We start from the raw sequence: 13,893 nt of genomic DNA on the forward strand, positions 1-13,893 counted from the left end.
AAGGGGGGGACAAGAGTGTTGAAAGTCTTCCTTCTTGAGTCTGAGTCACAATTCTCTCGATTCCCCCTAGCGACTCTTAACAAGGGAAAAGAGCCTTAAAAGTCCCCCTTCTTAAGGGAAATTTAGGGGGATAGAGACTTGGGTACAAACCAGAAATACACAAGGTTTGAGACTTAAGTTGACACTTTAAACTCATAGGGATGTTCCTAATGACTCCCCCGCCAATTCTCGTCCTCCAATCTAATACCGCTGTCTTGACAAGCTCTGGTTAAATGAGGGCTGTAGTAAGGGTCATTCTCAATATATTTTTGCCACCGGCTTTCCATCAGCTTCGATTCCTGCTTCAGCCGCTCTTTCTTTTCAGGCGAGTCTTCGTAACCCCGGCTTTTAGATTCGTGGTGGTAGAGAACTACATGAGGCAGGTAAATATTTCGGTACCCTTTCTCTAGCATTTTCAAACACAAATCCACATCATTGTACGCCACTGTTAGCTCTTCGTCAAACCCCCCAATACTCTCAAATACTTCGCGGCGACACATTAAACACGCAGCAGTTACCGCTGAAACATTGTTCATGCCTACCACATTCCCGAAATACCCTGGTATGGAGCGAGGCATATGGTAATAACTGTGACCGGCAACTCCGCCGCCGAGCCCCATCACCACTCCTGCGTGCTGGATTTTGTTATCTGAGTATATCAACAAATTGCCCACAGCCCCGATCGAGCTTCTCTGAGCTTGTTCAACCATCCCGTCAATCCAATCGGGAGTAATTACCTCTGTATCGTTATTCAAGAACAGCAAGTAATCTCCCTCCGCTTTGCTAGCAGCGTAGTTGTTAATCTTCGAGAAATTGAAGGGAATGTCTAGTCGGTAACTTTTAAATCTGGCTGATTCCTTAGCCGTCCATTTAGCCAGAATTTTCGCCGTGTGTTGCTCTTGACTGCCGTTGTCGATGACGATAACTTCGTAGTTGGGGTACACGCTCTTAGTAAAAATAGACTCCAAGCAATTGTCCAAAACATCCCCCAAATCCCGCGTCGGAATAATGATGCTGACCCGCTTGTAATCCGCAATTTTGTAGCGTGCAATAAAGTGTCCCAAAAAGTATGGAACCCCTTCTATTTTCCCCGGTTCGCCCCGGCGTTCGATCGCCTCTTGCAAAGCTTTTTGCCCTGCATCATAGGCATAGGGTTTAGCATCTACACCGCCAGCAGCCGAACCCGCGTGCATTCTCCAGTGGTAAAGAATTTTAGGGATGTGAAAGATTTTGTCAGTTTTTTCTGTAAACCTCAAAACCAAATCATAATCCTGAGCTCCCTCAAAACCCGGTCTAAAACCACCGATTTCATTAATTAGCGATCGCCTATAAGTTCCCAAATGGCAAGTGTACATCCGAGACAAAAATGAATCCGGACTCCATTCTGGCTTGAAGAAAGGATTTATCAGTTCCCGATCCTGATAAATCTTATCTTCATCTGAATAAATCATATCCGCTTCCGGGTGGCGGTTCAGCAGCAGCACCACTTCATACAAAGCCTCTGGTGTCAGCGTATCGTCGTGATCTAGTAAAGACACAAATTCACCCGTCGCCAACTCCAAAGCAGAATTAGAACAGTGAGAAATGTGACCGTTTTTTGTTCTGTAAGCTACTTTGATCCGGCTATCTTTGGCTGCATATTCTTGCAAAATTTGCTTGACATGAGGCGCGGTTGATGCGTCATCCGCAATGCACAATTCCCAATAAGGATATATCTGATTGAGAACTGATTCTATTGCCTCCTGCAAATAATTTTCTGGCGTATTGTAAGCAGGCATGACGATGCTAATCAGCGGCTTGTAGTTAAAGATTTCTAATGTTTCAGCCATCTTCCGCAAGTCAGCTTCTCTGGGGCTGTTCTTAGCGCGCCACTTCGTGTAAGCTGGGTCTTGACCGAGGAATAGGGAATCTCGCAAGTTTTGATAATCCAAACCAAAAAGTTTCGGATCTAGTTTGCTCGCCGTCTGATAAGCTTCCAGAGCTTCCGAAAGCTTGTCTTGTTTAGCTAAAGTTTTTGCTAAATTGTAGTACGACCAGCCAAAGTCAGGAGCCACCTCGATCGCTTTCCGATAAGCAGCAACAGCTTCATCAAGCCGACCTTCTTGTTGATATACATCGGCTAAGTTGTGGTGGGACCAAACAAAATTTGGATTCAGTTCTGCTGCTTTATGATAGCTTTTAATAGACTCATCAACTTTACCGATCCATTTCAGGACATCGCCTAAATTGTGGTGAGTTCCAAAGTAATTGGGATTAATTGAAATTGCTTTGCGGTAGGCGGCCACAGCCTCGGCAAATTTACCTTCTTCTTGCAGAGACGCCCCTAATTCGTGGTACTCCGCAGCTATCCCAGGGGTGTGTTCGATCGCATTTCCAGAGTTTCCGTGAACAGCGCGATCGCTCTTTTCCGCCCCCCTACTTACACCCTTTTTTTTTAACACCTCTTCTAACAGCCCAGAAATAGCCTTGTCATCAGGCCGAATCTGCAACGCCATCTGATAAAAGACGATCGCCCCATCCGGCCAATTCTTCCGCACCAAAGCATTAGCCAGCTCAACATAAAGGTCAGCATCATTCGGCGCAATCTCCAGCGCCTTGTGATACAACTGCACGTCATCACGATTCTCCTGAATCGCCCGCCGGTACAAACGCATCGCCTCCTTCAAATCCCACTGCGATCGCATCCTCAAAGCATCAGCCAACTTTTGCGAAAGCCACGGCAAATCCGCCTGAATTTCCGCAGCGCGGCGGTAAGCGGCGATCGACTCATCCCACCGTTCCAGCTTCTCAAAAGCCGTTGCCATGTTGTAATAAGTCCACGGAAAATCCCGATTTAACTCGGCCGCGCGCCGGTAAACATCGATCGCCTCCTCCCACCTTTCCATTTCTAGCAGCGCGTCGCCTAATTTGCTCTGCGACCAGAAGAAATTCGGGTTAACTTCGTTAGCACGCCGGTAGGCAACAACCGCCTCATCCCACCGTTCCAAATTCACCAGCGCTTCTGCTAAATTGTTGTGCGCCCAAAAATGGTCGGGATTGAGTTCGATCGACCTTTGGTAAGCCGAAATTGCCTCATCCCACCTTCCCAGCTTAATCAGCGCGTCTGCTAAATAGTTGTGCGACCAACTGAAATCTGGATTTAATTCTGTTGCTTTCCGGTAAGACTCTACAGCTTCTTCCCACCGTTCCAACTTCAGCAACACATCGGCTAAATTGTTGTGAGACCAGCTAAAATCTGGATTTAATTCGATCGCCTTGCGGTAAGCATTTACAGCTTCCTCCCACCGTTCCAACTTAACCAGCGACTCAGCTAAATTGTTGTGCGACCAAGAAAGATTAGGATTGTTTCTAATAGCATTTGTGTAAGCATCTACCGCCGCTTCCCACTGTTCTTGACCCTTAAGAATTTCCCCCAATTCGTGATAAGCTGCGCCAGCATTTGGGTTCAACTCAACCGCGCGCCGGTAACACTCAATTCCCTTATCTACCTTACCTTGCTCGATCAAAGTTTTGGCTAAATTCTCGTGTTCCTCGGCGGTGCAGGATTTGGGGTCGATCGCAAATGCTCGATACCAAGCCTCAGCCGCCTCCTCCGACTTGCCTAACTGCGTCAAAAGTTTGGCAAAATTGCGAAAAGCACCTGCAAAATCCGGTTTCAGGGCGATCGCCTTTTCGTAAGCTGAAACCGCTTGCTGCCACTGTTCCTGCTGCGCGCAAATGCTGCCGTAATTAGCGTAAGCTTCGGCAAAATTTGGGTTAATTTCTATTGCTTTGACATAGCAACTTTTAGCTTCATCAATTTTGCCGCCAGCTTGCAGGGCGTTCCCCAGCATTTTGTAAAGCGGCGCTTCCGGCTTAATTTGCAGCGCCTTCTTGCAAGCTGCGATCGCCTGTTCCAATTTGCCCTGAGCAAAATAGCCTTCTGCCAGTATTTTGTATGCTTCTGGATCTTCTATATTAATTGTAGAATTAACTGGCTGCTGCACTGGCGGCTTAACTGCCTGCTGAACTGGCGGCTTAACTGCCTGCTGCACTGCGGTTGCTGCGGGCTGCTGCTTAACTGCACCGTTTGTCGCCGTTGCACCCGCCAAAGTTTGCTGTCCCTCGCTGCCGTTTCTGGCATTAGCTGCGTTCAGTTCAATAGCTTTGCGATAATATGCTGTCGCTTCCTCTAACTTGCCTTGTTTTTTTAGCGCTTCGCCCAAATTTTGGTAAGCAGTAGCCACATTAGGATTTAATTTTATTGCGCGATCGTAACAAGCGATCGCTTCGGCGAATTTTTCCTGCCGAAAAAAAGCGTCGCCCATATTCAAGTGTTCCCCAGGCGCTACTTTTTCCGGTTCCAAACTAAATGCTTGATACCAGCACTGCTGCGCTTCTTCCGGTTTGCCAATTTGTCCGAATACTTTTGCTAAATTCCGGTACACTCCAGCGAAATTCGGCTTAATCGCGATCGCCTTTTGATAAAATCCGATCGCCTCCTGCCATTTTTGCTGCTGCGCGCCAAGGCTGCCCAAATTCGCATATACTTCCGCAAAATTCGGTTCTATTTCAATCGCTTTAGCGTACCAGTGCCGCGCCTCTTCCATCCTGGCTTGAGCTTGCAGCGCGTTGCCCAAAGTCTTGTAAGCTGGTGCAAAATTGGGGTGAATCTTCAAAGCTTGCTCGCAGGATGCGATCGCTTCTTCTATTTTTCCTTGGGATAAGTATATTTCTCCCTGTTGGTTAAATTGAACCGCTGTTGATTCTGTATTCACTGTTGATGGCATAGGGGCGGCGGCTCCAGAGGCAGGAATTAAATAGGGTAGTCAAAACGTTTCACAATTATACTCGCGTTTGACACTAAGAGTAGCGGGCTTGTTCCCCTAATTCTTAATTTTTTTGATCCCCGGTGCTGGCGAGGAACCGGGATTCTCGGCTGATTTTTTGATTTTACGGCTAAATATGTAAGAATCAGTACGGTTTCTGGGAGATTTGCGCGCCAGTCCCGACTCTTGTACCTTCGGGTCGATCGCCCGTGTTGTAAAGGAAAGTAAACCCTGCAGGTTCTTCCTGGTGGGATGCTTTCTTGTGGACTGGGCAAGGGAGATTGCACCCTTTTCTATAGGCTTTTTAGCGGCGGGCTAGAAGCCCAACCCCTACTCCCCACAAGAAAGTCATTCACTATTTGTGGAACAGGCATCTTGCCTGTTTTTGAGCAGGGTGCAAGATGTGCGATCGAACCAAAATTAGAATAGCCTTTTTAGCAAAAAACGATCGCCCTTTTAGGAGAAAGCGATCGCCCTTTTTTTCAACCATTAGTTAACAACTATTAGCAATTACTAATTAAGCTGCTGCGGCTGCGTCTGCTTCTGCGTCTTCTGCTTCAGAACCTGCTTGAATTCCGAGCACGGTAACAACCACCTGATCGGGTTCGCCGAGAGCTACCACTCCTGCAGGCAAAACTAATTCGTGAATGTGCAGCGCATCCCCAACCTTTAAATTAGAAATATCTACTTCAATTCCTTCAGGAATGCTGTCAGGTTTGCACTTCACTGCTAGTTGTGTCAGCACGGTATCCAAGATGCCGCCTTCTAGCTTAACGCCGACAGCTTCGCCGACAAAATTCAGCGACAATTCAACTTCCAGGCTGTCTTGAGTCGCCACGGAGAAAAAGCTCAGGTGGTAAGGATAGCCCTTCCAAGGATGAACTTGCACTTCCCGGAGCAAGGTTTTTCCGCTCCAAGAGAGGTCGGGAATGCTGAGGTCAATTAGGGTATTGTTGACTGCGTGCTTTTTGAGCAGGTGTTCAACTGTTTTGGCTTTGATGGTAAGGGAAATGGATTCAGAGCCTTTGTGGCCGTAGAGGACGGCGGGAATCAATCCAGAGCGGCGGAGGGCGTTAGGTTTGCTGCCTTCGGCCCGCTTTTGACATTCTACTGCGAGTTCCATTTTATGACTTTCTGCTGATTGTTTTCACATTTTACCAGAATTGTGATATTGCGATCGCGCTTAATTAAATTCGCTGGAGGTATTGATAATTTTCATTTTCCACACACTTCAGCAGTTCGTGCAATTTCCTCAAACGGTAGGTTCCTGCTTGATACTCTTCTTTGGAAGGGCTATCTCCTAGTTTAGTGATGACAGCCTCGCTTTCGCGGACAACCTCATCGCGAAAAAATTCTTTTAACTTCTTACTATTACCTTTACTTAACTGCACTACAGATAAGTTATCCTCTTCCCCATCTATCTGTATTTTTCTTCTTACTGATTTGCCGATTTGGGAAAACTTTGACTTTGCCAACCACAAGTAAAAATCTTCCGTCAGTTCTACACTGTTGGTTAAACTACCATCATTTGAAATAAAGCTGATGTCTAACATTATCCTTCCTCCTTGGCTTCAGATTCCATAAATTCACTTTCTGGGACTTTCTCAGCCCAAGCTATCCCTGCTTGGTTAAACAGTTCTTTGGCGTCTGGAGAAATGGTTCCTGTAGTAATAACTGCAACAACAGTTTGTTTGTCGATAATTTTCCGAGCGTCACGTGGATAGATATTCTGTAGGCTCTTGATTTCAATGTGTGTCATGGGACTCTCTAACCATTATATTTACTTTGAATCTGCCGAATTATGTCTTTTACTCGTGAAGCGTCTTCAGGCTTAATTATCAAAATATCACCTTTTGGACTGTTTCCTTTTGTTCTTTCGCAGGGAATACCTTCTTTAGCCATTTGTTCGATTACCCACTTAATCAGATCTCTGTGGACTTCGTAATGATAAATCATCATATCTTCATCAGTCTCAAACTCTTTCTTAGGCATCTAATAACTCCTTGTATGTTTTATCTAAGTGTTGACCGGTCGAAAATCCCTGTTCAAAAAGCTCCACAAGCCTTTCAGATATAGAGATATCTTGATCGCCGCATATTACATCTATTAGTAACACTTTATACAAAGCTTTGATATCCCCTGCTGTAAAGGCGCGGCGCTGGTAGATGCCGTACAACTTTGGCAAATCTTCTTGTTTAGTATTATGTTTAATTGGCTTATTCAAATAGTCAAGATAGGATTTGAATTCATCCCGCGATAAACTGGGATCGACAGTTTGTTTTAAAGAAAATCTACGCACTACTGCTGTATCCACTAGATTAGGCACATTAGTAATGCCAAATACTAAAAAACGCTGACTTATTGACGGTTGAAGATTGTCAAGTTGTAGCATTAAAGTTGTCATAGCTCTGCGAACAGCATCGTGTTCCTGTGCGCGACTGCGACTCATGCAAAAAGCATCTAGTTCATCCAATAATAGAAACACTGATGAACCATCTGAAGAAATTTTACGCAAATCTTGAAATATTTGCTCTAGATTTCGTGAAGACTGCCCTAAAGCGGGGTCGAGCATTCTCCCAACGTCAACAGTATAGAAGTTGATTTCATTAGTAACTTCTTGCTTGATTTGGTCGAAAAGTAAGTAACAGAGTGTAGTTTTACCAGTATTAGGCGGCCCGTAGAGCAGAACAGACGGTACGAGATTGTAAATGCTAAACTGCTTGAGCAGAGAGTCATCAGCCGTTAGCATCGTCTTGCAGAAACGAAACAAATATTTCTGCAATTCATCTAATCCGAACAACTTTTGGTGGGCAATAATGCGTTTGATATCGCCGTGGGTCAGTTGTACTAATCCGCTGTCGCCTTTAACTAAATTGGTCATGCCGACACCGCCAAAAGTTTCAAACTGTACTAATTAAGCTTTCTCATCATTACATTTTAGCTTAAACTCTCATGATTGTGCTGCTACAGGCATACCGTCAGCAGAGAGCAAAGCGCGCTTCGGGCCGTGAATCGGGTCTTCTACAATAATAGTTTGGTCGCGGCTGGCACCGAGAGAAACGATCGCGATCGGCACTTCCATCAAATCTGCCAAAAACTTCAGATAATTCAAAGCTTGCTGCGGCAAATCTTCCAAATTCCGGCACTCTTCCGTAGACTGTTTCCAACCGGGAAGGGTTTCGTAAATAGGTGTGCACCGAGAAAATATCCGGGAACTTTTGGGGAAATCAACACATTTTTCGCCGTCAATTTCGTAAGCAACGCAAACTTTTATTTCTTCTAATTCATCCAAAACATCTAGTTTGGTAATTGCCAGACAGTCAAGCCCGTTGATGCGGACTGCGTAGCGGCCGATTACCGCATCGAACCAACCGCAGCGGCGTTTGCGGCCGGTTGTCGTGCCGAATTCTGCACCTCGATCGCCCAAAATTTGGCCTATTCCATCTACCATTTCGGTAGGGAATGGGCCTTCCCCGACGCGGGTTGTATAAGCTTTTGCTACGCCAATTACGCGATCGATCGCTGTCGGGCCGACTCCGGTTCCCACACAAGCCCCACCAGCGATGGGATTGCTCGAAGTAACGTAAGGATAAGTACCGTGGTCTAAGTCTAATAAAGTGCCTTGCGCGCCTTCAAACAGAATATTTTTCCGCTTGTGAATTCCCTCATAAATCTTCAGGGAACTATCAACTACGTGCGGCCGCAAACGTTCGGCATAAACTCGATATTCATCAATTACGTCTTGCGGATTTAAAGGCGGCAAATTGTAGAGTTTTTCGAGAAGGACATTTTTACAATTAATCGTCCATTCCAATTGTTCTTGCAACCCGTCCAAGTCCATTAAATCTAGCATCCGGATCCCAGTGCGTTCCGACTTGTCGGCGTAAGTAGGGCCGATGCCGCGTCCCGTCGTCCCGATTTTATAATTTCCCCGCTGCGTTTCCGATGCTACATCAATTAATCGATGATAGGGCATCGTGACGTGAGCCGTCTCCGAAATCATCAGCGAGGTTGTTGAAATATTCAGTTCCTCTAGCTGATCTAACTCTGCAATTAAAACTTTAGGGTCGATGACCGTACCGCAGCCGATGATACACTCTTTATCAGGGTAGAGAATCCCGGACGGAATTAAATGCAGCTTGAAAGTCTGACCGTTTACTACCACGGTGTGACCGGCGTTGACGCCCCCTTGGTAGCGGACAACGATATCTGCGGATTTGCTGAGCAAATCGGTAATTTTGCCTTTTCCTTCATCGCCCCACTGGGCGCCGATCACAACTACGTTAGCCAAGGGTTTCTCGCGTTCAGTTCAGGTTGACACAATCTCCGATTATGTATGAATGCGTCCTAAATGTCAAATAAATTTTTGTTACAATTGAGAGACTTGAGGCTGTATTGCTCTCAAAAACCAACTTCCAGCCCTATCGGGGGACTTGGGAAGGGAGAGTAGGAGAGGGGAAGAATGGGTGAGGATTTGACGGGTTTTTAGGGGAATCCCACGTGCAGCTTAAATGTGGAAGAGTTTACCTGCTGGAGGTTGTTGGCTAGTATTTGGGAAAACCCGGTTTCTGGCCGCTGATGCGTACAGGACTAAATTACAAATTCTTCAATCCTTCAATTCTTCAATCCTTCAATTCTTCAATCCTTCAATTCTTTCAATCTAAAATCTAAAATCTAAAATCTAAAATCCCATGACTTTACACGCTGAGTTGCACCGCCATCTGGGTGGTTCTGTCGTTCCTAGGGTGCTGTGGCGGTATTTCGACCGCCACAATGCTGAGATGGTTAATCGATTTCAAGAATACTCGGAGTTTGAGGAGTTCTACACTCGTCCGCGCAATACTCTCAATGAGTATTTGGAACTGCACACATTGGTAGAAAGCGTTCAAACTGTTGAAACTTTGCCTTATTTCATCTATCGGTTGATGCGGGGCGCTTACGTGTTTGAAAATCTGGCTTATTTGGAGTTGCGCTATACGCCTTATTTGCGGACTCCCGAACATTTGGAACAGTCAGAACGCATTGATTTGATGGCAGAAATTGTACAAGTTGTGGGCAAGGCAAGTCAAATTAGCGATTGTCCGATTGTTACCAGCCAAATTTTGTGTATGCACTCGCGTTTGCCTTATGAAGTGAATCGGGCGATCGTAGATTTGGCGGCCGGGATGAGAGAATATGTTTGCGCGATCGATATAGCTGGCGGCGATGATTGTATTGGCGAGCGTTTGGAGGAGTTTGTGGGATTGTACCAGTACGCGAGGTCGATCGGCATCAAAACTACCGGCCACCTCTACGAAACTACCTCTGGCTGTTATCCCGAACTTTTGCCCTATCTGATGCGTATCGGCCACGGGATTCAAATTCCGTTAAAATATCCCGAACTGCTGCCAGAAGTCGCGCGCAGGGGTCAATGCTTGGAAGTTTGCCCGACTACCTATCTCAAAACGGGGACATTGCAAGATATGCGCCAATTAAAGGTTGTGTTCGATCGATGTTTTGAAGCTGGTGTCGATATTGCGATTTGTACCGACAACGCAGGATTGCACAACGTGCGATTGCCTTTTGAATACGAGAATTTATTGACTCTAGATATCATTGATTTTCGGCAATTGCAAGCGTGTCAAAATGCTGCTTTCCGCCATGCTTTCGCGTGGCCTTACGGGGAGCAACCTGCCCAAATGCTGAATGGTTTGTTGCAGCATGAGTCTGTAGGGGCGCTCGTTAATTAAAGAATATCTATTGCATGAGGCGCGAAGGAAGAGAAAGAGGAAGATAGGCAGATATTTTCAGGTAAAAACTCTACTCGGAAATGATAAAAAGCTCTTTCTTCTCTTCCTTAGCGCTCTTTGCGTCTTCGCGGTTCGTTTAAAAAAGATATTTGTAAAATTATAATAAGCATCTGGCGATCGGCAATCGGTAGCAAGTTATAGTTTGAAGGCAGAATCATCAATATACAAAGATAAAAAAACATGACAAATATGGACGCTTACTGGATGCCCTTCACTGCCAACCGACAGTTTAAAGCGAATCCGCGAATATTGGTTGCGGCAAAAGATATGCACTTTACAACTGATGATAACCGCTCAATTTTAGATGGTACTGCGGGGCTGTGGTGCGTGAATGCAGGACACGCCCGCGAGACAATTGCCGAAGCAGTTAAACAGCAGGTTTTGCGTTTGGATTACTCCCCAGCTTTTCAGATGGGACATCCGGGGGCTTTTGAATTGGCGGAACGTTTGGTAAAGATGATTCCGGGCAATTTCGATCGCGTTTTCTTTACTAATTCGGGTTCGGAATCTGTAGAAACAGCGTTAAAAATTGCGATTGCTTATCACCGGGTGAAAGGTGAAGGAACTCGCCAAAGATTGATCGGCAGGGAACGCGGCTATCACGGCGTTGGTTTTGGAGGAATTTCTGTCGGCGGTATCGGTACAAACCGCAAGTTTTTTGGCAGTTTGCTCGCGGGAGTCGATCATTTGCCTCACACTCACAGTCTCGAACACAATGCTTTCAGCCGCAAACAACCGGAATGGGGAGCGCATTTGGCGGATGAATTGGAGCGGATTGTCGCTTTGCACGATGCGTCTAATATTGCAGCGGTAATTGTCGAACCGGTGGCTGGTTCTACAGGGGTTTTGATTCCCCCGAAAGGTTATTTGGAGAGGCTGCGGGCGATTTGCGACAAATACGGAATTCTGCTGATTTTTGATGAGGTAATTACCGGATTCGGGCGACTCGGATCGAGTTTTGCTACGGAATATTTTGGGGTGGTTCCCGATATTGTGACGGCGGCGAAAGGGATAACTAACGGTACCGTGCCGATGGGGGCGGTGTTTGTGAAAGAAGGCATTTATGATGCTTTTATGAATGCTCCTGAAAATGCGATCGAGCTTTTTCACGGTTATACTTATTCTGGTCATCCTCTGGCTTGTGCGGCTGCTTTGGCGACGCTGGATATTTATGAGGAAGAAAGGCTGTTTGAACGGGCAGATAAGATGGCTGGTTACTGGGAAGATGCGGTGCATTCTTTGAAGGGCGTGCGGCACGTAATTGATGTTCGGAATCTGGGACTGGTGGCGGGTATTGAGTTGGAATCTATTGCTGGGAAGCCGGGGAAACGGGCTTTTGATTGTTTCTTGCAGTGCTATGAAAAAGGGTTGCTAATTCGCACGACTGGTGATATTATTGCTTTATCGCCGCCGCTGATTATTGAGAAAGAACATATCGATCGCATTGTGGAAATTTTGACAGGGGTTTTGCAGGAGATGGAGTAGGATTTAATGAACCGCGAAGGCGCGAATACCGCCAGGGACTGAAGTCCCTGTCTCATAGCGAAAGTCCTCTTAAGAGGACTGAACAAATCATCAGTCCTCTTAAGAGGACTTCAACTTTGAGGCGGGAGTTTAAACCCCTGCCGGATTGTGGGAAGGTCGGTTAATTTGACTCTCTTTTATTGCTTCGCGCTCTTTGCGTCCTCGCGGTTCGTTCAAATAATTAAAAAGCGCTATAATAATTGACAAGTAACGACGAATGACGAATAACTATGGTACTGTTAACTGCAAAAATCTCTGCTAACGAGTTAGCAAATTTGGCTGTAGATTTGATTCGGAAAACAGGTTGCGAGTACGGTGATGTGCGTTTTTGCAGTTATCGAAGGCAGAATCTTTACGCGCGCGATCGATCTTTAAGTCAACTGTCAGATAATGTAAGTTCCGGTTTTGGCGTGCGAGTGCTTCTCGACGGCGCTTGGGGGTTTGCCGCCAGTCACAGCAAAACGCCGGCAGAGGTTGCAAGAATAGTCGCTTTGGCTGTAGAAATCGCTAAAGGCAGCCGCTTGACTCAGAAGGAACCGGTGCGGTTGGTGCCTGTGGAAAAATATGTCGATACCTACATTACTCCCATCGCCATCGATCCTTTTTCTGTACCAGTTGCTGAGAAAGCCGAACTGCTGCTAACTATCAACGAGAAGCTGCTAGCACACGCCGCACAAGGCATCAAAAAAGCTGATTCTTTTTTGCAGTCCAGCCGCGAAGACAAGGTTTTTGCTTCTACAGAAGGCTCGCTAATCGAACAAACAATCTACCGCAGCTATGCTGGTTTTGACTGTACTGCAATTGCGGGCGGCGATGCCCAAAGTCGCAGTTACGAACGCCCGCCGCTGAATATCGGTTACGAACATATTAATCCCGATGATTTGTTGAGTCAAATCGAAAGAGTTGCCGCTGAAGCTATTGAGAAAGTGGCTGCTCCCAAACTCCCGGCTGGTATTTGCAAATCGCTGATTCTCAAACCGACAAATTTGTTCTTAACTATTCACGAATCTGTCGGACATCCAACTGAATTAGACCGGGTTTACGGCTACGAATCTAATTTTGCTGGCACGAGCTTTGCTACTACCGATCATTTAAATAAACTGCAATATGCTGCACCTTGGGTGAATTTTAAGTGCGATCGCACTCAGCCGGGCGGTCGCGGTACAATGGGTTACGATGATGAGGGCGTAAAATCACAAGAGTGGTACGTTGTCAAGGATGGAATTTTAGTTGATTATCTCACTGACAGAGAGACGGCTTATCGCCTCGGACGCGGTAGCAGCAACGGTTCTGCTTGCGCTGACAGTTGGTCGAGCGTGCCGATGGTGAGAATTCCCAATTTGGGATTGGAGCCGGGCCCGGATGGCGGCAGCCATACTGCTACTTTAGCGGAGATGATTGCGGATACGGAAGACGGGATTTTAATCGACGGTATGGGTAGTTATTCGATTGACCAGCAGCGGCGGAATTTTCAATTCGGCGGCGATGCTTTTTGGAAGGTGGAAAAAGGTAAAGTTGTCGGTATGTTGAAGGATGTAACTTATCAGGCGATGACTACTGATTTCTGGAATCAAATAGATGCGATAGGGCCGGCTTCGGAACGGGTGCAGTGCGGCACGAATATGTGCGGAAAAGGCGAGCCGATGCAGGTTGCTCAGATGACTCACGCTTGTGTGCCGGTGCGAGTGAGGGATATTCAAATTGGGGGAAATTCTTAATTAGATTGTAGGCTT

General features: G+C 46.3%; 11 protein-coding genes. 3 read left to right on the forward strand and 8 right to left on the reverse strand.

Annotated features, from left to right (window positions below; all coding sequences use genetic code 11):
• Positions 1-206: 206 nt before the first annotated feature.
• The 8 genes from OSC7112_RS24450 to OSC7112_RS24480 all read right to left on the reverse strand — a co-directional run bounded on the left by OSC7112_RS24450 (position 207) and on the right by OSC7112_RS24480 (position 9,138).
• Complete coding sequence (locus OSC7112_RS24450) at positions 207-4,808, reverse strand: tetratricopeptide repeat protein (RefSeq protein ID WP_015178413.1); 4,602 nt, start codon at positions 4,806-4,808, stop codon at positions 207-209.
• A 394-nt stretch (positions 4,809-5,202) separates the two neighbouring features.
• Positions 5,203-5,337, reverse strand: a complete 135-nt coding sequence (locus OSC7112_RS41935) for a hypothetical protein (protein WP_263053553.1) — start codon at positions 5,335-5,337, stop codon at positions 5,203-5,205.
• 27 nt (positions 5,338-5,364) lie between these two features.
• Positions 5,365-5,970 carry a 50S ribosomal protein L25/general stress protein Ctc gene (locus tag OSC7112_RS24455; protein WP_015178414.1) on the reverse strand — a complete coding sequence of 202 codons (606 nt, stop codon included), beginning with the start codon at positions 5,968-5,970 and terminating at the stop codon, positions 5,365-5,367.
• Positions 5,971-6,034: 64 nt separating this feature from the next.
• Complete coding sequence (locus OSC7112_RS24460; protein WP_015178415.1) at positions 6,035-6,400, reverse strand: hypothetical protein; 366 nt, start codon at positions 6,398-6,400, stop codon at positions 6,035-6,037.
• Positions 6,400-6,606, reverse strand: a complete 207-nt coding sequence (locus tag OSC7112_RS24465) for a hypothetical protein (protein WP_015178416.1) — start codon at positions 6,604-6,606, stop codon at positions 6,400-6,402. Before OSC7112_RS24465 ends, OSC7112_RS24460 begins: the two co-directional genes overlap by 1 nt.
• An 8-nt stretch (positions 6,607-6,614) precedes the next feature.
• Entirely contained in the window at positions 6,615-6,839 is a 225-nt protein-coding gene (locus tag OSC7112_RS24470; RefSeq protein ID WP_015178417.1) for a hypothetical protein, read from the reverse strand.
• Positions 6,832-7,728 carry an AAA family ATPase gene (locus OSC7112_RS24475; RefSeq protein WP_015178418.1) on the reverse strand — a complete coding sequence of 299 codons (897 nt, stop codon included), beginning with the start codon at positions 7,726-7,728 and terminating at the stop codon, positions 6,832-6,834. Before OSC7112_RS24475 ends, OSC7112_RS24470 begins: the two co-directional genes overlap by 8 nt.
• Positions 7,729-7,797: 69 nt before the next feature.
• Positions 7,798-9,138, reverse strand: coding sequence for an adenylosuccinate synthase (locus OSC7112_RS24480; RefSeq protein ID WP_041622722.1), 1,341 nt, complete (start codon positions 9,136-9,138; stop codon positions 7,798-7,800).
• Between the two features lie 400 nt (positions 9,139-9,538).
• Here OSC7112_RS24480 and OSC7112_RS24485 point away from each other — a divergent pair, with 400 nt between their 5' ends.
• From OSC7112_RS24485 to OSC7112_RS24495, 3 genes are all read left to right on the forward strand, one after another.
• A complete protein-coding gene (locus OSC7112_RS24485) occupies positions 9,539-10,576 on the forward strand; it encodes an adenosine deaminase (protein ID WP_015178420.1) in 1,038 nt (345 codons plus the stop codon).
• A gap of 240 nt (positions 10,577-10,816) precedes the next feature.
• Entirely contained in the window at positions 10,817-12,121 is a 1,305-nt protein-coding gene (gene aptA / locus OSC7112_RS24490; RefSeq protein WP_015178421.1) for an omega-aminotransferase AptA, read from the forward strand.
• A 269-nt stretch (positions 12,122-12,390) separates the two neighbouring features.
• Positions 12,391-13,878 (forward strand): TldD/PmbA family protein, encoded by a 1,488-nt coding sequence (locus tag OSC7112_RS24495; protein ID WP_015178422.1) that lies wholly within the window; start codon positions 12,391-12,393, stop codon positions 13,876-13,878.
• The last annotated feature ends 15 nt before the right edge of the window (positions 13,879-13,893 follow it).

The sequence above is a fragment of the Oscillatoria nigro-viridis PCC 7112 genome (assembly GCF_000317475.1).
Taxonomy (GTDB): domain Bacteria; phylum Cyanobacteriota; class Cyanobacteriia; order Cyanobacteriales; family Microcoleaceae; genus Microcoleus; species Microcoleus nigroviridis.

Coding starts and splice junctions, on each gene's coding strand:
- OSC7112_RS24450 (WP_015178413.1), bottom strand. CDS start 4,808: ATGCCATCAACAGTGAATACAGAATCAACAGCGGTTCAATTTAACCAA.
- OSC7112_RS41935 (WP_263053553.1), bottom strand. CDS start 5,337: ATGGTTGAAAAAAAGGGCGATCGCTTTCTCCTAAAAGGGCGATCGTTT.
- OSC7112_RS24455 (WP_015178414.1), bottom strand. CDS start 5,970: ATGGAACTCGCAGTAGAATGTCAAAAGCGGGCCGAAGGCAGCAAACCT.
- OSC7112_RS24460 (WP_015178415.1), bottom strand. CDS start 6,400: ATGTTAGACATCAGCTTTATTTCAAATGATGGTAGTTTAACCAACAGT.
- OSC7112_RS24465 (WP_015178416.1), bottom strand. CDS start 6,606: ATGACACACATTGAAATCAAGAGCCTACAGAATATCTATCCACGTGAC.
- OSC7112_RS24470 (WP_015178417.1), bottom strand. CDS start 6,839: ATGCCTAAGAAAGAGTTTGAGACTGATGAAGATATGATGATTTATCAT.
- OSC7112_RS24475 (WP_015178418.1), bottom strand. CDS start 7,728: ATGACCAATTTAGTTAAAGGCGACAGCGGATTAGTACAACTGACCCAC.
- OSC7112_RS24485 (WP_015178420.1), top strand. CDS start 9,539: ATGACTTTACACGCTGAGTTGCACCGCCATCTGGGTGGTTCTGTCGTT.
- aptA (WP_015178421.1), top strand. CDS start 10,817: ATGACAAATATGGACGCTTACTGGATGCCCTTCACTGCCAACCGACAG.
- OSC7112_RS24495 (WP_015178422.1), top strand. CDS start 12,391: ATGGTACTGTTAACTGCAAAAATCTCTGCTAACGAGTTAGCAAATTTG.